Source organism: Aliamphritea hakodatensis (assembly GCF_024347195.1).
Classification (GTDB): Bacteria; Pseudomonadota; Gammaproteobacteria; order Pseudomonadales; family Balneatricaceae; genus Amphritea; species Amphritea hakodatensis.
Genome location: NZ_AP025281.1, coordinates 272,233 through 290,523, shown reverse-complemented (window position 1 = coordinate 290,523; position 18,291 = coordinate 272,233). Strand labels below are relative to the sequence as shown.

17 protein-coding genes are annotated in these 18,291 nt (G+C 54.6%); 9 read left to right on the top strand and 8 right to left on the bottom strand.

All coding sequences use genetic code 11. The features are described 5' to 3' along the window. The first annotated feature begins 11 nt into the window (after nucleotides 1-11). Together PCI15_RS01270 and PCI15_RS01265 are read left to right on the top strand one after the other, a co-directional pair. Nucleotides 12-1,583: an ABC transporter permease gene (locus PCI15_RS01270; RefSeq protein ID WP_271272562.1), complete on the top strand. Its 1,572-nt coding sequence runs from the start codon at nucleotides 12-14 to the stop codon at nucleotides 1,581-1,583. 21 nt (nucleotides 1,584-1,604) lie between these two features. Continuing rightward, nucleotides 1,605-2,579, top strand: coding sequence for an ABC transporter substrate-binding protein (locus tag PCI15_RS01265; RefSeq protein ID WP_271272561.1), 975 nt, complete (start codon nucleotides 1,605-1,607; stop codon nucleotides 2,577-2,579). A gap of 225 nt (nucleotides 2,580-2,804) precedes the next feature. On the opposite strand, the gene fghA is transcribed toward PCI15_RS01265, so the two are convergent. From fghA to PCI15_RS01250, 3 genes are all read right to left on the bottom strand, one after another. Further along, entirely contained in the window at nucleotides 2,805-3,650 is an 846-nt protein-coding gene (fghA, locus tag PCI15_RS01260) for an S-formylglutathione hydrolase (protein WP_271272560.1), read from the bottom strand. A gap of 87 nt (nucleotides 3,651-3,737) precedes the next feature. Next, nucleotides 3,738-4,853 (bottom strand): S-(hydroxymethyl)glutathione dehydrogenase/class III alcohol dehydrogenase, encoded by a 1,116-nt coding sequence (locus tag PCI15_RS01255; RefSeq protein WP_205657739.1) that lies wholly within the window; start codon nucleotides 4,851-4,853, stop codon nucleotides 3,738-3,740. 217 nt (nucleotides 4,854-5,070) lie between these two features. Beyond that, on the bottom strand, nucleotides 5,071-6,450 hold the full coding sequence (locus PCI15_RS01250; RefSeq protein WP_271272559.1) for an L-serine ammonia-lyase: 1,380 nt from the start codon (nucleotides 6,448-6,450) through the stop codon (nucleotides 5,071-5,073). Nucleotides 6,451-6,863: 413 nt separating this feature from the next. Here PCI15_RS01250 and PCI15_RS01245 point away from each other — a divergent pair, with 413 nt between their 5' ends. Both PCI15_RS01245 and PCI15_RS01240 read left to right on the top strand, forming a co-directional pair. Next, a complete protein-coding gene (locus tag PCI15_RS01245) occupies nucleotides 6,864-7,598 on the top strand; it encodes a glutathione peroxidase (RefSeq protein ID WP_271272558.1) in 735 nt (244 codons plus the stop codon). Nucleotides 7,599-7,886: 288 nt separating this feature from the next. Further along, entirely contained in the window at nucleotides 7,887-8,228 is a 342-nt protein-coding gene (locus PCI15_RS01240; protein WP_271272557.1) for a hypothetical protein, read from the top strand. Between the two features lie 73 nt (nucleotides 8,229-8,301). Here the strand turns inward: PCI15_RS01240 and PCI15_RS01235 are convergent, their stop codons facing one another. After that, the gene (locus PCI15_RS01235; protein WP_271272556.1) at nucleotides 8,302-9,087 is read right to left on the bottom strand and encodes a substrate-binding periplasmic protein; all 786 of its coding nucleotides are present in this window, start codon (nucleotides 9,085-9,087) and stop codon (nucleotides 8,302-8,304) included. A 106-nt stretch (nucleotides 9,088-9,193) separates the two neighbouring features. Further along, complete coding sequence (locus tag PCI15_RS01230) at nucleotides 9,194-9,829, bottom strand: SGNH/GDSL hydrolase family protein (protein WP_271272555.1); 636 nt, start codon at nucleotides 9,827-9,829, stop codon at nucleotides 9,194-9,196. Between the two features lie 179 nt (nucleotides 9,830-10,008). On the opposite strand from PCI15_RS01230, the gene PCI15_RS01225 reads away from it, so the two are divergent. Together PCI15_RS01225 and PCI15_RS01220 are read left to right on the top strand one after the other, a co-directional pair. Next, nucleotides 10,009-11,118: a DUF2868 domain-containing protein gene (locus PCI15_RS01225; RefSeq protein WP_271272554.1), complete on the top strand. Its 1,110-nt coding sequence runs from the start codon at nucleotides 10,009-10,011 to the stop codon at nucleotides 11,116-11,118. Beyond that, nucleotides 11,115-12,488 carry a GTPase/DUF3482 domain-containing protein gene (locus PCI15_RS01220; RefSeq protein WP_271272553.1) on the top strand — a complete coding sequence of 458 codons (1,374 nt, stop codon included), beginning with the start codon at nucleotides 11,115-11,117 and terminating at the stop codon, nucleotides 12,486-12,488. Before PCI15_RS01225 ends, PCI15_RS01220 begins: the two co-directional genes overlap by 4 nt. Here the strand turns inward: PCI15_RS01220 and PCI15_RS01215 are convergent. Next, entirely contained in the window at nucleotides 12,485-13,375 is an 891-nt protein-coding gene (locus tag PCI15_RS01215; RefSeq protein ID WP_271272552.1) for a LysR family transcriptional regulator, read from the bottom strand. The two genes, PCI15_RS01220 and PCI15_RS01215, sit on opposite strands and share 4 nt — an antisense overlap. Before the next feature lie 132 nt (nucleotides 13,376-13,507). On the opposite strand from PCI15_RS01215, the gene PCI15_RS01210 reads away from it, so the two are divergent. Then, nucleotides 13,508-13,936 (top strand): carboxymuconolactone decarboxylase family protein, encoded by a 429-nt coding sequence (locus PCI15_RS01210; RefSeq protein WP_271272551.1) that lies wholly within the window; start codon nucleotides 13,508-13,510, stop codon nucleotides 13,934-13,936. A 67-nt stretch (nucleotides 13,937-14,003) separates the two neighbouring features. Here PCI15_RS01210 and PCI15_RS01205 read toward each other — a convergent pair whose 3' ends face one another. After that, nucleotides 14,004-14,612, bottom strand: a complete 609-nt coding sequence (locus PCI15_RS01205) for an arylesterase (protein ID WP_271272550.1) — start codon at nucleotides 14,610-14,612, stop codon at nucleotides 14,004-14,006. Here PCI15_RS01205 and PCI15_RS01200 point away from each other — a divergent pair. Together PCI15_RS01200 and PCI15_RS01195 are read left to right on the top strand one after the other, a co-directional pair. Beyond that, complete coding sequence (locus PCI15_RS01200) at nucleotides 14,611-15,300, top strand: ABC transporter ATP-binding protein (RefSeq protein ID WP_271272549.1); 690 nt, start codon at nucleotides 14,611-14,613, stop codon at nucleotides 15,298-15,300. The genes PCI15_RS01205 and PCI15_RS01200 overlap by 2 nt on opposite strands. Next, a complete protein-coding gene (locus PCI15_RS01195) occupies nucleotides 15,297-17,747 on the top strand; it encodes an ABC transporter permease (protein WP_271272548.1) in 2,451 nt (816 codons plus the stop codon). The genes PCI15_RS01200 and PCI15_RS01195 overlap by 4 nt, the downstream gene beginning before the upstream one ends. On the opposite strand, the gene PCI15_RS01190 is transcribed toward PCI15_RS01195, so the two are convergent. After that, a complete protein-coding gene (locus PCI15_RS01190; RefSeq protein ID WP_271272547.1) occupies nucleotides 17,739-18,254 on the bottom strand; it encodes a DinB family protein in 516 nt (171 codons plus the stop codon). The two genes, PCI15_RS01195 and PCI15_RS01190, sit on opposite strands and share 9 nt — an antisense overlap. Between the last annotated feature and the right edge of the window lie 37 nt (nucleotides 18,255-18,291).

Here is an 18,291-nt window from a genome sequence, read left to right as displayed (position 1 = left end):
AGCGATACGCAATGAACAGTACCCACACCTCTGCGCTGCCCCCGGTCCGCGATGATCAGCCGGTCCGCACTGACCAGAGCAGCGGCAACGACAAAGAAACCAGTCTGGCCCGGGAGTTCGCCGGCCAGAACAGTGATTATTATGCCGAACAGTTTGAACAGCTTGGCAATGCCGCTAACTACCGTTTTACCTTCAACCTGTCTGCCGCCCTCTTCGGCCCGGTATGGCTGGCCGCCCGGGGATTATGGGCATGGTTCTGGCCATTTCTGATTGCCGAAGCGGTAATGGTTGTGCAGATCTGCCGGGGCCTGTTTGGCAACCTCGGAGCGGATCAGCTGGCCCGGGCAGAACGCCTGGCCGCCAAAGCAGAACAGCGCTTTCAGCAGGCCCGTGTCGCCATTGAGGAAGGCAGTATCAACGGCGAAATCCTGATGAACAGCGCCCAGTCATTTCAGGCCGGGGCGCTGAAAGCCGAACAGGCCGCAGCCGCGGCGGCAGCCGATGGTATCGGCATTACCATCGTTGGGCTGGTACTGCTGATTGCCATTAAAATCCTGCAGGGCAGCCTCGCAAATTGGCTGCTGGAACAGCGTTTTATGCAATGGCGGGCCGACCGCAGTATTCGCAGCGGCCTGAGCGCAATGAGTGTCGCCATGGGCGCGCTGATCATGGCGCTGGTGTATCCGCTGGCCGCCTACCGTTTCACCGCCACCGAACCGCCACAGTGGCTGTTGCTCTTCCCCGCCGACCGCAGCTGGCACAGCGGGCTGGCCAATTGGGTGGACGGTCTGTTCGGCTGGCTCACGCTGAATGGCGAAGGCCTGTTTGACGGCATCCGCGACGCTATCCGGATTCTGCTGGACGCCACCGAAGTGGTACTGGTGGATACCCCGTGGCCGATTGTCATGCTGGTCATCGTAGTACTGGCATGGCGGCTGGCCGGCCCGCGGGTCACCCTGTTCACCATTGGCGCGCTGGCCTATCTGGCCCTGTTCGGTTTTTGGGAAAAAAGCATGGCCACCGTTGCCCTGCTGGGGACCGCCAGTTTCATCTGTGTATTATTCGGTGTGCCGCTAGGCATCTGGTGTGCCAAGAACGAGCGGGTCTATGCCACCGTACGGCCAATTCTCGACTTCATGCAGACCATGCCTGCCTTCGTCTATCTGATCCCGGTTATCGCCTTCTTCGGTACCGGTAAACCGCCGGGGATCATTGCCACCATCATCTTCGGTATGCCACCGGTGGTCCGCCTGACCGCACTGGGCATGCAGGGTGTGCCGGATACCGTCCGGGAAGCGGCCACCGCGTTCGGTGCCAGCAAATGGTTCCTGCTGTTCAAAGTGGATATTCCGCTGGCCATGCCATCCATCATGGCGGGCATTAACCAAACCATTCTGATGTGTCTGTCGATGGTGGTCATCGCCTCGCTGATCGGTGCCAAGGGCCTTGGGGAAGATGTCCTCAGCGCACTGCAGTACGCCGCTCAGGGGCAAGGGGTGATCGCCGGTCTGGCCATTCTGGCCTGCGCCATGGTGCTCGACCGCATCATTCAGGGCAACCCGAATAAACGTAAAGCCAAATAAAAACACCGTGAGGAACCCGTAATGAAAAACAACAACAAACTGAACCAGGTACTCTCCGCCATTCTGCTGGCATCCGGTCTGTCTGTCGCCGGCGCTGCCCAGGCTGCAGATGTGGTTATCGGCGAACCGAACTGGCCGTCTGCCAAGGTTACCGCCTACGTGCTCAAAGAAGTCATTGAACAGGAACTGGGCATGGAAGCGGACATCTCGCCGGGCAACAACGCGGTTATCTTCAAAGCAATGGACAGTGGCAAAGGAGACATAGACGTTCACCCGGAAGCCTGGATGCCTAACCAGAAAAGCCTGATCGACAAATACACAGGTAAAGGCTCGGTGACCCTGAGCAACAAACCCTATGACGTGGTGCAGGGCTACTGTGTCACCAAAGAAACCGCCGACAAACACGGCATCAAGTCCGTCTTCGATCTGGCGGATGAAGATAACGCCCGCCTGTTCGACACCGACGGTGACGGCCGCGGCGAAGTCTGGATCGGTGCCACCGGCTGGGGCTCTACGCCGGTGGAAAAAATCCGCGCCCGGGATTACGGCTTTGCAGAATTCTTTGAACTGCAGGAGCTGGATGAAACCCTGGCATTGTCCAAGCTGGACACCGCCGTCAAGAAGCAGGAGCCTTTTGTCAGCTACTGCTATGCGCCGCATCACATCTTCAAACTTTACGATCTGGTGATGCTGGAAGAACCCAAATACGACGCCAGCAAGTGGACCATGGTTAAGCCCACCGATGACCCGGACTGGATGAGCAAATCCAGCGTCAGCACCGCCTGGGATAACGCCAATGTCCACGTTGCCTGGTCAACCTCACTGGATGACCGCGCGCCGGAAATTGCCCGCCTGCTGCAAAACGTAAAGCTGGAAAGTGCCGATATCAGCGCCTGGATCTATGCCATGGCGGTGGAGAAGAAAGACGCCGGCGAATACGCCCGGGCCTGGGTACAGAACAACCCGGAAAAAGTACAGAAATGGCTGGGCTTCTGATCAGCCTGTGACGGAAGGTGCAGCCGGTGCTGCACCCTCTCGCTGACCGCAGTAACTCTTGGTACCGGAAACATAGTGTTGGGCTATGTATTAGTACCCGGCCTGGCCCGATCCGACAGACGGTCAGGCCGTTTTTTACTGCCGGCACATCGGTTCAGACAATAAAAAACCCGGTTCAGCATTCACTGAACCGGGCTTTCTGTTTTCTTACAACTGCTTTTCTGATCAGCCTTTCAGATGACCCGCATGGAAACGCAGGTGCTCTTCAATGAAGCTGGCAATGAAGTAGTAGCTGTGGTCATACCCCGGCTGCATCCGCAGCTCAAAGTTCAGACCGCTGGACGCCACGGCTCCCACCAGATTTTCCGGCATCAGCTGTTCGTGCAGGAAGCCGTCATCGCCGCCCTGATCCACCAGCATCGGCGGGATTGAATCCGCCAGCTTAATCAGTTCGCAGGTGTCGTACTGACGCCATGCGGCAACGTCGTCACCCAGGTAGTTACTGAAGGCTTTCTGACCCCAGGGCGCATTCACCGGGTTAGTGATCGGGCTGAAGGCAGACGCTGAAACGAACATGCCCGGGTTACGCAGGCTGATCATCAGTGCACCGTGGCCACCCATAGAGTGACCACTGATGGCTTTCTTATCCGATACCGGGAATTCAGCCTCAACCAGCGCAGGCAGCTCATTCACCACATAGTCATACATGCGGTAGTGCTTATCCCACGGGGCCTGTGTTGCATTCACATAGAAACCCGCACCCAGACCGAAGTCATAGGCACCTTCCGGATCATCCGGCACATCTTCACCGCGGGGGCTGGTGTCCGGGGCAACTATGGCCACGCCCAGCTCTGCCGCCACCCGGTGGGCACCGGCTTTCTGCATGAAGTTTTCGTCGGTACAGGTCAGGCCTGACAGCCAGTACAGTACCGGTACCTTTTCACCGTCTTCTGCCTGCGGCGGCAGGTAGACAGCAAATCGCATCGCGCAGCCCAGTGTTTCAGACTGGTGGCTGTACTGACGGTGCCAGCCACCGAAGCTCCGTACCGAGCTGAGTGTTTCAATACTCATAATATTCTCCCGTTGAGGGAAAGATCCGCGTCCGGCGGATCTCCGTATTCTGATCAGAGCCTATTATAACAGGCTCCGCACACCCGCTTACTTATCGTATTCGATAACCGTACGGATGCTCTTACCTTCGTGCATCAGATCAAAGGCTTCATTGATGCGTTCCAGACCCATGCGGTGGGTAATGAAATCATCCAGGCTGAATTCGCCGGCCATATAACGGTCAACGTAACCCGGCAGCTCAGAACGGCCCTTAACGCCGCCGAAAGCAGACCCTTTCCATACCCGGCCGGTAACCAGCTGGAACGGACGGGTGCTGATTTCCTGACCTGCGCCGGCAACACCGATAATGACCGATTCACCCCAGCCCTTGTGGCAGCATTCCAGTGCAGAACGCATGGTATGGATATTACCGATACACTCAAAAGAATAGTCCACACCGCCTTCAGTCAGTTCAACAATCACTTCCTGAATTGGTTTGTCATAGTTCTTCGGGTTTACACAGTCAGTGGCACCCAGCTTAGTGGCCAGATCAAATTTGCTTTCGTTGATATCGATCGCAATGATGCGGCCGGCTTTCGCCATAGCAGCACCGATAATGGCAGACAGACCTACGCCGCCCAGACCGAATACGGCTACAGTCGCGCCTTCTTCAACCTTGGCAGTGTTCATCACTGCGCCCATACCTGTGGTCACACCGCAGCCCAGCAGGCAAACTTCATCCAGCGGTGCTTCTTTGTTTACCTTCGCCAGAGCGATTTCCGGCAGTACGGTGTACTCAGAGAAAGTAGAGGTACCCATGTAGTGGTAAATAGGCTGGCCGTCTTTAGAGAAACGGGTGGTGCCGTCCGGCATCAGGCCTTTACCCTGGGTTTCACGGATCTTCTGGCACAGGTTAGTCTTACCGGACGTACAGAACTTACACTCACCGCATTCAGGGGTGTACAGAGGAATGACGTGATCGCCAACCGCCACGCTGGTGACACCTTCACCAACCTGTTCAACGATACCGCCACCTTCGTGACCCAGAATCGCCGGGAAAATACCTTCAGGGTCTTCACCGGACAGGGTGAAAGCATCTGTGTGGCAAACACCGGTAGCCACGATTTTTACCAGGACTTCGCCAGCCTGTGGCGGCATTACATCAACTTCTTCAATGCTTAAAGGTTGACCCGGTCCCCAGGCAACAGCAGCTTTAGATTTAATCATTATTATCTCCGGCATGGTCTCGACCGCTGTCCGCCCTATCCTGACAACGGCATAAAAATTCTGAAAAATAGTACAGCTGGCGATATAAAAAACATCGCCAGAGCAACTATATAGATTAGCCGGGCATAAGTCATAAGCAAAAAACTTATACCCCTGTAAATGTCGCTGTGACACAAAAAAGCCGGCTCACTGTAACAGCAGAGCCGGCCATTTTTTAACACTCGACCGCGTTTACCGCCAGGCCACCCCGGGAGGTTTCCTTATACTTGTCCTGCATATCCATGCCGGTATCCCACATGGTCTTGATCACCTTATCCAGTGAGATGAAGTGTTCACCGTCACCGCGCAGGGCCAGCTGGGTTGCGTTAATCGCTTTAATCGCCGCGATTGCATTACGTTCAATGCAGGGCACCTGCACCAGACCACCGACAGGATCACAGGTCAGCCCCAGGTTATGCTCAAGGCCGATCTCGGCAGCGTTCTCAACCTGCTCCGGCGTACCGCCAAGCACTTCACACAGACCCGCTGCAGCCATGGCACAGGCAGAGCCCACTTCACCCTGACAGCCCACTTCCGCACCGGAAATTGAGGCGTTCTTCTTACACAGCGCACCAATAGCAGCCGCCGCCAACATGAACTCAACCACGTTGTCTTCTTCAACCTGATCGGTGTATTCCATATAGTACATCAGCACAGCCGGAATAATGCCAGCCGCGCCATTTGTCGGGGCGGTTACCATACGGCCACCGGCCGCGTTTTCTTCGTTCACCGCCAGTGCATAGAGGTTAACCCAGTCCATCGCACCCAGCGTGCTGCTGATAATATTGCTGCCCCGGGCTTCTTTCAGCGACTGATGCAGAGACGCTGCGCGGCGACGCACATTCAGACCGCCGGGCAGAATGCCTTCTTTGCGTAAGCCGTTATTGACGCAGTCGCGCATTGCCCGCCAGATATTTTTCAGGCCTTCGCGGGTTTCTTCTTCAGTGCGCCAGACTTTTTCGTTCTCCATCATCAGCTGGCTGATGCTGAAGTTATTCGCTTTACATAACTCAAGCAGTTCAACGGCGTTGTTGAATTCATACGGCAGCTCCACCTGTGGCACAAGGTGGGCATCGCTGCTGGCATGACTTTCATCAATGACAAAACCGCCACCGATTGAATAATACGTATTGCTGTACAGTTGTTCACCGCCGGCGCTGTAGGCACTCAGGCGCATGGCATTCGGGTGATACGGCAGATTTTCTTCCAGCAGCAGCATGTCCCGCTCCCAGATAAATTCGATATCGTATTTACCCAGCAGGTTCAGGCGACCGTCGCTTTTGATTAACTCAACTGTCGGATCAATAATCTCCGGATTGACCAATGCCGGCCGCTCACCCAGCAGGCCGATCACTACTGACTTATCGGTCCCGTGACCCACCCCGGTGGCACTCAGTGAACCGAACAGCTCGACCCTTACCTGGGCAACGTCTGCCGCCTGACCATGCTCCTGCAGATACTCGGCAAACTCTGCCGCCGCCAGCATCGGCCCTACTGTATGCGAGCTCGATGGCCCCACCCCAATTTTAAAAAGATCAAATACGCTGATTGACATAAGAACTCCGCAGCTCTCGCCTGCTACTGAGCCTGTATTACGATGCTTTGGCATGATCCTGTTTCAGGAAAGACGCATCTGCACACAGGCTAATTATTATTGTGACCGGCAATTATCAGGGTATCCGCCAACCGCCATGTGCCGGATTACGACAACATTTGTCCTGCAGGCGTTGCTGTCTGTGCATTGAGCAGATGGTGATTCTTTCTGACTATTAAGACGAAGGTATTAATAGATTTATTTTAGATAAAAACTATTAAACTTTTAGATTTAATTAATTTCTATTATTTAGAGCGCTGCGGCACTATAGCTCCATCGCTTCACAGGGAAGCCCAAACACTTACTACGTTTTATTAAGGGTTCTTAAGCAGGCTCTTAAGCAGACTCATAAAAGTTTTCAGGAGAAACACACAATGCTGAACAACCGCGAAGGTCAGAAAGTCCCACAGGTTACATTCCACACTCAGCAGGACAACCAGTGGAAAAACATCACTACTGATGATCTGTTTGCCGGTAAAAAAGTTGTTTTATTCGCTTTGCCGGGCGCTTTTACACCGACCTGTTCTTCAACCCACCTGCCACGTTACAACGAACTGGCCGGTGTCTTCGCTAAAGAGGGGGTCGACAGCATCATCTGTTTATCCGTCAACGATACCTTCGTTATGAACGCATGGCAGGCTGACCAGGACGCTGAAAATATCACCTTCATTCCTGACGGTAACGGTGATTTCAGCCGCGGCATGGACATGCTGGTCAGCAAAACAGACCTGGGCTTCGGTGACCGCAGCTGGCGTTACTCCATGCTGGTTGTCGACGGTGTGATCGAGAAGCAGTTTATCGAGCCAGACGTACCGGGCGACCCGTTCCAGGTGTCCGATGCCGATACTATGCTGGCACACCTGAACGCAGATGCAGAACAGCCTAAACGGGTCAGCATTCTGACCAAAGCCGGTTGCCCTCACTGTGTCCGTGCCAAAGCCTTACTGACCACACAGGGGCTGCCATACGAAGAGATCGAATTAGGCAGCATGGGCATTTCTTACAGCTCACTGGCAGCGATCACCGGCCGGGGTACCGCGCCACAGATCTTCATTGACGGTGAACACATCGGCGGTGCCGATGAACTGGAACAGTGGATCGCCGGCTAACCCGCCACTGATACAGACTCTTCCCAGCAAGGCGCGCTTGTTCCAGGCGCCCTTTCCGTTGGCGCGGCTCTCTTGCCGCGCCTTTTTTTGTCTGACTTTTAAGTCGATCTTTTAAGTCGACCTTTTAAGTCGATCTTTTTTGCGAGTCTTTGCTACTTGCTTTCCCAACTTACAAAGCCTTACACAGTCTTACACACTCTTTTCCCACTTCTTGATATCTTGCTGTCATTCACACAGACGCTTACCGCGATGTGTTTCACACGCTGATACTTTGAGAGAACCCTGTTTATGCACCTGATAAAAACCTGTGGATTTATTACTTTGCTAACCCTGAGTACCGCCAGCTACGCTGAACTGTCCTGTCGGGACCTGAATGACATGCGCCATGATGTATCCCAACTGGCAGACGACGTTGATGCCAGCGTTGGCTTCACCCGGGAAGAAGATGAATTTCTGGCGGAGGTCGTGGAAGCGGTGTATCTGGTAGCCGATACAGAAAGCAACCGGGTACTGCTACGGGCAGCCGGTAAAATGGAAAGCGCCTGGGAAAGAGAAGATGCTGTCGCTTACGTCGACGCGTTGGACCGGGTTACCGATGAAATAGACGATATTTACAATACAGAGTGCTGAAAACAGCATTCAGCACGTTAAACACTGGCAGTTTCCGCCCCCTGATCCCTATGACAGAATCTGCCAGTGTTCCTCAGTTTCTTTCAAACACCAGCCCGTATGAATCGTATATGGCATCAAACGTGCCGTCATCAAGCATGCTCTTCAAACTCACCGAAAGGCTCTGGCGAAGGGCTTCAGGATCGCTGATCTGTGCCCGGGGTGAAATGACAATGTGGAATTCCTTAGCAGGCCGCACCGGCTTATCCAGAAACTCTATCCGCCCCTGAAGATCCATTGTCAGTGCCACATAATCGATAATCTGAGCATGCCCGACAATGCCTTCCAGCCGCTCCAGATTGAGCATATTCAGCATCACCCTGAAGGACTTCAGCTCATACAGCTCAAAGTCTTTATGCTCAGCAGCCGTATCAAAATCCTGACTGATAACATTACTTTCCAGCTTGCCCAGCGAACGGCCATGCAGATCTTCAATGCCATTAAATTCAAATCTCTTGCCCGCCGGCACAGCCAGTTTATAAATACTCCAGCGAATTGGCTGATCCGGAAACAGCAACTGATCCAGCCGGGCAGGACTTTTGTACAAAGTCGTGATATCGATCCCGCCAGTCTGAATATCATGCTGCACCCGTTTCAGCGGCATCACCTGAATATCCAGTTCATAACCGGGCATCCGGGAGAATGCCTCCCTGACAATGTCGAAATCAGGTCCGTTCGGGGTGCCGTTTACCAGTGTCTGAAAGGGCGGAAAATCAAACCCCAACACTCCAAACACCACCTTCTGGGGGGCACCGGACGCTGCCTGTGCACACAGCAGTATCCAGCTAAACAGCAATCCCAGCCACTTACTTCTGTTCACAACTCCATCTCCGAGATCATTCAATCAGCGCCACGCATAAAACCTATCATTCAGAAAACCCCGGCAGCTGTAAAACCCTGACTACCCGTTTTGTGAACAGGTCTGTTCAAACCAACGGCTGTATGACCTGCGCAACCGCCAGCCCAAGAACATTATGCTGGTCCATATCCAGATGAATACCGTCCACTTTACTGGCATCCGTTACCGTACCGGCGTCCATAAAATGACAACTGTGTTCAGCAGCCACCTCACGCAGGGCCTCCGTCAGCCCCGGCCAGCGTTTTTCAGCGCCGTTAAACTTATGGGCAATGGCCCCTTTCGGCCGGATGATCGCCGGCGGCGCAATCACCAGGATTTCCGGTACCGGCATACCCGGTTCAATAGGTGCCTGACGGATAATGCCGATCAGCTTGGCAGTGCCCTGGGCAGACAGCCAGGCATTGTTATCATGGGTGCATTGGAAATCATTGTTGCCCAGCATCAGCACCACCATTTTCAGCGGGGCATGCATTTCCATAACCTGTGCCAGCCCTTCGCTGCCGTCCCGGCCATCCTTAAACGGATCTGGCCAGACCGTGCGCCGGCCATTGAGACAGTTTTCCAGTATCCGGATGTCCTGCCCGGCCTGCCGCAGTGCCATTTCACAGACACCCGGCCAGCGCTGTTCAAACGGTAAGCGACCGCGGGTATCCGGAATAATGCCCCAGCTCAGGCTGTCGGCGTATACAAGTATTTGCTGCATCGTATGCTTCCTTTCATTGTTATCGCCGCACATTAACAACCCTGACTTTTTTCTGCCAGTCACCGGGAACCGTCGCCCGGAAACAGGCTCAGACATAGCAGCTTAATACTTTGCCCCGGAAGTTTTGCACAGCTGCGCCAAGGGGGTAATATGAAGCTTTTCTGCAGGGATAAATCTGAGTGCAAACATCTGCTTACGCACGTATCAGCTACCTTCTCAGTGGCACAGTATTTTTGTTAGGTGCCTTTTCTACATTCAGTATCATGGCCGGCGATGCACTTGGCCGGGTGAATCTGCTGTACCTGCTGCTTCTGTTTGTCGCCTGGCCAGTATGCGCCATGCTGTTACTGTTGCTTTCCCCGTTACTGAAGCAACGGGCCTCCCTGACATTACAGCTGATCAACCTGCCCCTGTGGCCACCGGGCTGGCAACAACGGCTGCTGCAGCGTAAACATCAGGACGACTGGTCGCTGCAGGTATTTTATCTGGCCCAGAAGCTGGCTCTGAGCTTCAGCCTCGCCTGCAGTCTGGCGTTGATTTTCAGCCTGTTATTCAGCGATATTAATTTTGTCTGGCGCAGTACTCTGCTCAGTGCCGGGCAGATTTTTCCGGTATTAAAAAGCATTGCTTTGCCCTGGTGGTTTCTGGAAGCGGCGCAGCCCCTGCAAAGCCTGCTGGAACAAACCCGGGACTCCCGGCTCATAGCCCCCGCTGAAGATACCGCTTACGGCGCGTGGTGGCCTTTCCTGCTGATGGCCCAGCTGTGCTACGGGGTTCTGCCCCGGATGATCAGCCTTGGCTGGGCCCGCTATCGCCTGCAACACCTGAAGACCCAAAGACAGGCGCAGGTTGACGAAGCCCCCGCCAGCCTGAAAAATCCGCCACCGCAAACACCCGAGTTAACACCGGTTACAACGCCGGAACTGCCGCTGCCAGCCTACAACCTGCTGTACTGGAATGCTCTGCCGTCAGCATTACAAACGTCTTTGTATGAAGTGCTGGGCACCCCCGCACAAAGCTTTCAGGGGGGTGCCAGTGGCAGCCCGGAAGCGGAACAGCAGGCGCTGTCATCTTCGCTGCCGGTGGTTGTTATTACTGCCGCCTGGGAGCCACCCATGGGCGAACTGGCAGACTTACTGAAAAACGGACGGGGCTACTTACTGCCACTGGACTGGAACAGTGAAGCCGCCAGCTGGCTGCCGGTCAGCGATCATTATCTGGATGAATGGCGACGGTTTTGTAAGCCGTTATCCCGGTGGCAACTGATCCGTACGGAGAACTTATTATGATCCCGGCTTTCGCCGTCGTCGGCCATCCGAACAAAGGCAAATCATCGGTCGTTTCCACTCTGGCCAGAGATGACCGGGTCGCTGTATCCATGCAAAGCGGCACCACTCAGGTCTCAGAAAGCTTTGATATTCATCTGGGTGAAGCGCACTACAAACTGATCGATACCCCGGGGTTTCAGCGACCACGTAAAGTACTGGCCTGGCTTCAGCAACAGCCGGTCAGTGCTGATCAGCGTGCCGGGCGAATCCGGGCTTTTCTGCAGGACGCGCAGTGCCGCCAGCTGTTTCCGGATGAAACCGAGCTGCTGACACCCATCATGGCCGGTGCTGCCATTCTCTACGTTGTCGACAGTTCCCGCCCTTACAGCCCTGAATATGAAGCCGAAATGGAAATTCTGCGCTGGACCGGACAACCCAGCATGGCACTGATCAACCCCATTACCAGCCGGGCTTACGTCGACAACTGGCAACAGGCCCTGCAGCAATTCTTCCGCACCGTACGGATTTTTGATGCGGTCAAAGCCGGTCCCGATCAGCATATCGAGCTGCTGCAGGCCTTTGCACACCTGCACCAGCCCTGGTCTGACTCCCTCAGTTCACTGGTCAGTGCCGTGCAGGCGGAAATTCACCGGCAACAGTTACAGAGCTGTAAACTGGCGGCGCATCTGCTGGAAGATCTAGTGCGTTACCAACAACGCCAGAAAGTCCTGGACGAACAACAGGCAACATCTCTGCAGCCAGTTTTGCAGGCCGCTTACTACAGCTGGATGCGCCAACGGGAGCAGAAAGCCCACGACGAGCTGCAAGCCCTTTACCGGCATCATCAGTTACAGCGGGACAGCAGCGAACTGACCCTCAGCGATGATCTGTTTGATACCGAAAAATGGTATGCCTGGGGGCTTAACCGTAAACAACTGGCCGCCGTAGGGGGCATTGCCGGTGCCGCAGCCGGTGGCATGCTGGATCTGACGGTCGCTGGCAGCTCACTGCTGCTGGGCACACTGGGCGGCGGGGCAATCGGTTCGTCAGCCGCCTGGCTGGGGGCAAACAAACTGGCCCGGCAGAAACTCAAGGGCCTGCCACTGGGAGGCTTCGAAGCCCGAATAGGCCCGATGAAAAACCGCAATTTTCCCTATGTGGTGCTGGCGCGGTTTCTGTATATTTACAACCGTCTGAATCAGCGAAATCACGCCCGGCGGGACACCCTCAGCGTAGATGATGCGCAAGTAGGAAAACTGCTGGAGCAGCTGTCTAAACAGCAGCAAAAACCCATTTATAAAGCACTGGACCGACTCAGCCGGCAAAAGGATGTCACTGATCTGGCAGACATACTGTCGCCACTGTTCATCCCCAAGCACCCGGCGGATTAATGCAGCTGTATATGCTCGCTGATGTAATCAATAAAGCACCTCAGCCGGCTGTTCAGTGCATTATCTGAATAAAATACCGCATAAATCGGCACCGCTTGCTGCTCAGTCTCTGCTTCAAGTACCTGAACCAGGCTGCCAGCAGCCACTTCATCCTTCACCGTAAAGGATGAAAGGCAGGCGATGCCACAACCGTTGAGTGCCAGTTGTTTCAGGGTTTCACCATTATCAGCCAGAGTATCCGGTGTAATTTCAAGCGGCTCACCGGCCACTATAACCGGCCAGATATTCAGCCGGGCAGGCTTCACAAAGCCCAGGCAATCATGCGATCGCAATTCGTCAGGCGCACCGGGCACGCCCCGGGCCTGCAGATAGTCATCTGACGCATACAGTTTACGGTAACTTGTGCCGATTCTGCGGCACTTCAGGCTTGAGTCCTGAAGTTCACCGATGCGGATAGCCAGGTCAACCCGACGTTCAAGTAAATCAATATTCGATTCATTCGACTGTAAGGTCACCCGTACTTTCGGAAACTGACCGTTAAACCCCTTAATCAGCGGCCCCAGCGCATGTAAAGAAAAAGGCGTCGCGGCATCAACCACCAGCTCCCCTGCCGGCTCGCTGTCCTTTGCCCCTAAGAAATGTTCGATGTGCCGGGCATCAGACAGCATCTTCCGGGCATGGATTAACAGCCATTCGCCTTCCTGAGTGACATGAATTTTCCGGGTCGTCCGGTTAAACAGTGTCGTACTCAGTTTGTCTTCCAGTTTTTTAACCGTACGGCTCACCACCGAAGACGTAACCCCTAATACATCAGCCGCCCGGGTAAAACTGCCGCTGTTTACGGCAGCGACAAAGACTTCCAGCTCTTCCAGTTGTATTTTCAGCACCTGATCTACCCTTGTTACATACCCGCCAACTATTGCAAAAATAGCGATAATCTTTATCCATTAAAGCCATTAAAACACATATAGGTATTCACTAAAGTAGTCTTCGTCACATTATTAAACGAAGGAGGCTCTATGCCACGCGTCAATATACAGGCCGTTCAGCCTGATGCTTATGCAGCAATGTTTGGTCTGGAAAACTATCTGGCAGGTTCTGAAATCAGCCGGGAATTGCAGGAACTGGTACGGTTGCGGGCATCCCTGCTCAACCGGTGTTCGTTTTGCATTAATATGCACAGCAAAGCCGCCGCAGAAGCAGGTGCGGGACGCAACAAACTCAGGGCTCTGGAAGATTGGCAAAGCAGTGAACTGTTTAGCCAAAAAGAGCAAGCGGCGCTCACCCTGACCGACCTGTTAACACAGGTCGCCGCTCAGGGATTACCTGAACAGGCCTATCAGGCAGCTCAAACTCACTACTCGGATACAGAGATCGCCCAGTTGATCATGCTGATAGCCACCATTAATGCCTGGAACCGTCTGGGCATATCTATGGCTGAACACTGAGTATCTGCCGTCCGGCGGTTAACCGGGTTAACCGCTGACACATTCTTAACCTTTCTTAACTTTTCTTTTACGGCTTACGCAGCATAATCTCCATAACCGGCCAGACCGTATCCAGCAATACCGGCTGAGCAATGACGTTAGGGTGTAAACCGTCGGACTGCATCATTTTCGGGTCCAGCGCGACGTTTTCTAACAAAAACGGCACCCGGAAGGTTTTGTATTCCCGGGCCGCCTGCTCATACAATTTGAAGAAGTTTTCGGTGTAACGCGGTCCGTAATTAGGCGGCAGACGAACGCCCAGTAATAACACCCGGGCACCGCTTTCAGTAGCCGTTGCCATAAGTTTACGGAGGTTCTTTTCAATGACCTTAACATTACCGCCGCGTAAACCGTCATTGGCTCCCAGCTCCAGAACAATGTAGTCCGGCTGGTGCCTGTCCAGTAATACAGGCAGGCGGGTAAGCCCGCCGCTGAGCGTTTCGCCACTGATGCTGGCATTGACCACATCAACTTCGAAAAACTGCTCAGATAAGCGCTGTTGCAGCAAGGCTACCCAGCCCTGCTGTTGCTGCATACCATAAGCAGCAGATAAGCTGTCTCCCAGTACCAGCATAGTTTTGGCACTGGCGCTGCTGCTAAATATGACTAACAGAAACAGTAAACGGTAGAACTTCATGTCGATGCCATCCTCTTTTGCGATTGATGCCCGCCAGCTGGCAAAAACCTTTACCAGCAGTGAAGGTGCGATAACACTTTTTAACGCACTTGATTTACAAATAAAACAGGGCGAAAGGGTTGCCATTCTCGGCGCATCCGGCTCTGGCAAATCAACCTTACTCAGCCTGTTAGCCTGTCTGGATACCCCCAGTGCCGGTACCATCTCCCTGGCGGGTACCGATTTAAACACGCTGGATAACGAAGCAAAAGCCCGTTGGCGTGCCGAGCATATCAGTTTTGTGTTTCAGTCCTTTCATCTGCTCAACGAACTGACCGCCCTGGAAAATGTTCAGCTGCCGCTGGATATTCAGGGAGCCGCTGACAGCCAGCAACAGGCCGCCCACTGGCTGGAGCAGGTTGGCCTCGGCGCCCGCATGAATCACCTGCCGGCGCAACTGTCCGGCGGGGAACGTCAGCGGGTTGCAATTGCCCGGGCATTTGTCACCCGGCCCAGCCTGCTGTTTGCCGATGAACCCACCGGTAATCTGGACACCAAAACCGGCGAAAAGATCATTTCTCTGTTATTTGAGGTTAGCAAAGAAAGTGACTCAACCCTGATCCTGATCACCCATGACCCGCAGCTGGCGAACCGCTGCGACCGCCAGTTCCTTCTCGCTGAAGGCCAGCTAACCGAGCAGAACCTATGAGCCCGATCCGAACTCTTGCCTGGCGTCAGTTCCGCAGCCAGTGGCGACGCAGCGACTGGCTGACCCTGTTACTGGCCCTGTTTGTCATGACTTCACTGGTCACCCTGCTGACCACCACCAGCGACCGGATTTATTCCAGCCTGAGCCGTCAGGGGGCTGAACTGATGGGCGCGGATATGATCCTCAGCAGCAGCCGTCCGATTGAACTGGAACAGCGCACCGGGTCACTGGATCCGGCACTGCGGACCACCACCCTGACCCAGTTCATCAGCATGGCCGAGACCGACGAACAGAATGTCCTCAGTACCATCCGCGCCGTTACTGCGCCTTACCCGTTGCGGGGGCAAATCAATACCCAGCCGGCTGAGCACCCGGCCACCCCGGATATTAATACCGTCTGGGCTGAGCAGGCACTGCTGGACCGGCTGAACATACAACTGGGAGACAAAATTTATCTGGGCTACAGTGAATTTACCGTCAGCCACGTGCTGATCGACAGCCCGGTACAGGGCGGTGGTTTCTCCCGTTTTAACCCGCAAATTCTGATGCGCGCCGATCAGCTGGAAGCCACCGGCATTATGGCCCCGGGCAGCCGGGCCGGATTCCGGCTGATGATCGCCGGCCCGCAACCCCTGATCAATGAACTGGAAGCACAGTGGCAGGAAACACTGCCGGCCCATCAGCGTATTTTCAGTGCCAGTAAAGAGCGGGAGATTGACGGTAACGCCATGGGCAACGCCAACCAATATCTGAAACTCAGTGCACTGATGGCCATTCTGCTGGGCGCCGTTGCCATTCTGCTCAGCTTACAACGCTATGCCGCCGACCAGCATAACCGTTGTGCACTGTTGCTCAGCCTGGGACTGTCACCCCGCCAACTGGGCTGGCTGTACACGCTGCAGTTATTTGCCGGCTGGCTGTTTGCCGCGGTACTGGGCGCGCTGACTGGCTACCTGATGCATGAACTGCTGATCAGCCAGCTCAGCGAATTTATCCGTAATCCGGCCCCGCTGGCCATCAGCTCCGTCATTACCAGCCCGTTACTGGCGCTGGTCATTCTGTTTGCATTAGGCCTGCCGACACTCTTGCCGCTGGGCAAGGTAACCATTATGCAGATGATCCGCTCAGATTCAGCCCAGCGCACCAGCCGGTGGTTATATCTGCTCTGTACTGCCTTACTGATTCTGGTCATCAGCCTGTATATCGGTTCTGTCACCCTGCCACTGCTGGCCACCACTGGCCTGCTGATTCTCGGCTGGCTGGCCGGCACACTGGCCCAGAAGGCTCTGCTGTTCAGTGCCGCTGCAGCCAAACACAAACTGCGCTTAAGCGCACTGTTAACCCTGCGGCTGCGCCAGCAACGGCACTGGCACAAACTGCAGGCCGGTGTATTTTCTGTCTTACTGGCGATCATGGCCGTGCTGTTACTCACCCGCAATGAACTGCTGAATCAGTGGCAGGCTCAGCTACCGGTCGATGCCCCCAATAACGTGGTGCTGAATATCCAGCCATGGGAAGGTGAACGCTTTACCGACTGGCTGGATGACAATCAGATCAATGCCAATATCTATCCCATGGTGCGGGGCCGGTTAACGGAAATAAATCAGCAACCGACCGCCAGCGTGCTCAGTGAAGAACAACAGAAGCACCATGCGCTGCAACGGGAACTGAACCTGACCTGGCGCTCAGCGTTACCGGATCATAACAAAATTCTCAGTGGCAACTGGCACGGTGAAGAAGAAGGTATTTCCATTGAAGCGGAACTGGCTGATGAACTGGGCATCGTACTGGGTGATACCGTTGGCTTCAGCATTGCCGGCCAGACCCTCAGCGGCACGGTTACCAGTATCCGGGAAGTAAACTGGGACTCTTACCAGCCTACTTTTTATCTGATTTTTGCCCCGGGTATGCTGGACCAGTTGCCGGCCACCCTGATCACCAGCTTCCAGCTGAAACCGGAGCAAAAACACCTCAGTAACGCGCTGATCAAGGCCTTCCCCACGATCACGCTGATCGACATCGACCGGTTGATTGTCCGGGCACAGGGCATCATCGACAAACTCAGTGCCGCGGCCACCCTGATCATGCTGCTGACCCTGTTAAGCGGAGGCATCATGCTGGTGACGATTCTGCAGCAGGAACTGGCACAGCGCCGTTATGAAGGCGCCATGCTGCAAACCCTCGGGGCATCCGCCAAACAAACCCTGCAACTGGACCGGCTGGAATTTACCCTGCTGGGCCTGACCTGTGGTTCCATTGCAATCCTGATCGCCGAACTGTTGCTGGGGCTGATCAATGTTCTGGTGTTTGAACTGGATGTCACCCTGCATCCATGGATGTGGCTCAGTCTGCCGCTGATCGCTACCGCAATCTTTGCCGGTCTGGGCAGCCTGATTCGCGGTAATCTCAGCCTTACCGACAGCTATAACCTGCTGAAATCAGGTTAAGCGCTCGCCAAACCCACTGCAGTTATCCCGCAGAAATACCGGGATATCTGTAGTGGGTGGCTCGATCCCCAACTGGTAGAACACCCCTTCAATATGCCCGCGGTGATAAGACGTATGATTCACCACATGCTGGATCATCGCTGCCCGGGTCATATTGCCGGTGCCCCCACCGATAAACTCAAACTCTATGACTTCACAGGACTGCGCCCGGCTTAAATGGGTGACATAGTCCACAAACCACTCATCCAGTTCCGCCTGAAGAGTCCTGAGCTCTGCAAAGGAACAGGCCGGCGGATTTCGCACCTGATAATCATGAGCCCCGTCGGTCATATGCTGTTGCCAGACCACATCCATCGCATAAACATGATGCAGCAGGTTCAGAATACTGCCAAACAGCATAGGCCTTTGCCGTTCGGTTTCGCCTTCCGGAAGTCCGGCTACCGCCTGATAAAATACCCGGTTCGACCAGGCCATATAACGGCATAAGCCGTATAAATCTGTCAGCATAACAATCCCCGGCCTCAGCCACTTAACGGTCCTTTCA

Excerpts from the sequence above, each read along its gene's own strand:
- PCI15_RS01270 (WP_271272562.1), top strand. The coding sequence starts at position 12 with ATGAACAGTACCCACACCTCTGCGCTGCCCCCGGTCCGCGATGATCAG.
- PCI15_RS01265 (WP_271272561.1), top strand. The coding sequence starts at position 1,605 with ATGAAAAACAACAACAAACTGAACCAGGTACTCTCCGCCATTCTGCTG.
- fghA (WP_271272560.1), bottom strand. The coding sequence starts at position 3,650 with ATGAGTATTGAAACACTCAGCTCGGTACGGAGCTTCGGTGGCTGGCAC.
- PCI15_RS01250 (WP_271272559.1), bottom strand. The coding sequence starts at position 6,450 with ATGTCAATCAGCGTATTTGATCTTTTTAAAATTGGGGTGGGGCCATCG.
- PCI15_RS01245 (WP_271272558.1), top strand. The coding sequence starts at position 6,864 with ATGCTGAACAACCGCGAAGGTCAGAAAGTCCCACAGGTTACATTCCAC.
- PCI15_RS01240 (WP_271272557.1), top strand. The coding sequence starts at position 7,887 with ATGCACCTGATAAAAACCTGTGGATTTATTACTTTGCTAACCCTGAGT.
- PCI15_RS01230 (WP_271272555.1), bottom strand. The coding sequence starts at position 9,829 with ATGCAGCAAATACTTGTATACGCCGACAGCCTGAGCTGGGGCATTATT.
- PCI15_RS01220 (WP_271272553.1), top strand. The coding sequence starts at position 11,115 with ATGATCCCGGCTTTCGCCGTCGTCGGCCATCCGAACAAAGGCAAATCA.
- PCI15_RS01210 (WP_271272551.1), top strand. The coding sequence starts at position 13,508 with ATGCCACGCGTCAATATACAGGCCGTTCAGCCTGATGCTTATGCAGCA.
- PCI15_RS01200 (WP_271272549.1), top strand. The coding sequence starts at position 14,611 with ATGTCGATGCCATCCTCTTTTGCGATTGATGCCCGCCAGCTGGCAAAA.
- PCI15_RS01205 (WP_271272550.1), bottom strand. The coding sequence starts at position 14,612 with ATGAAGTTCTACCGTTTACTGTTTCTGTTAGTCATATTTAGCAGCAGC.
- PCI15_RS01195 (WP_271272548.1), top strand. The coding sequence starts at position 15,297 with ATGAGCCCGATCCGAACTCTTGCCTGGCGTCAGTTCCGCAGCCAGTGG.
- PCI15_RS01190 (WP_271272547.1), bottom strand. The coding sequence starts at position 18,254 with ATGCTGACAGATTTATACGGCTTATGCCGTTATATGGCCTGGTCGAAC.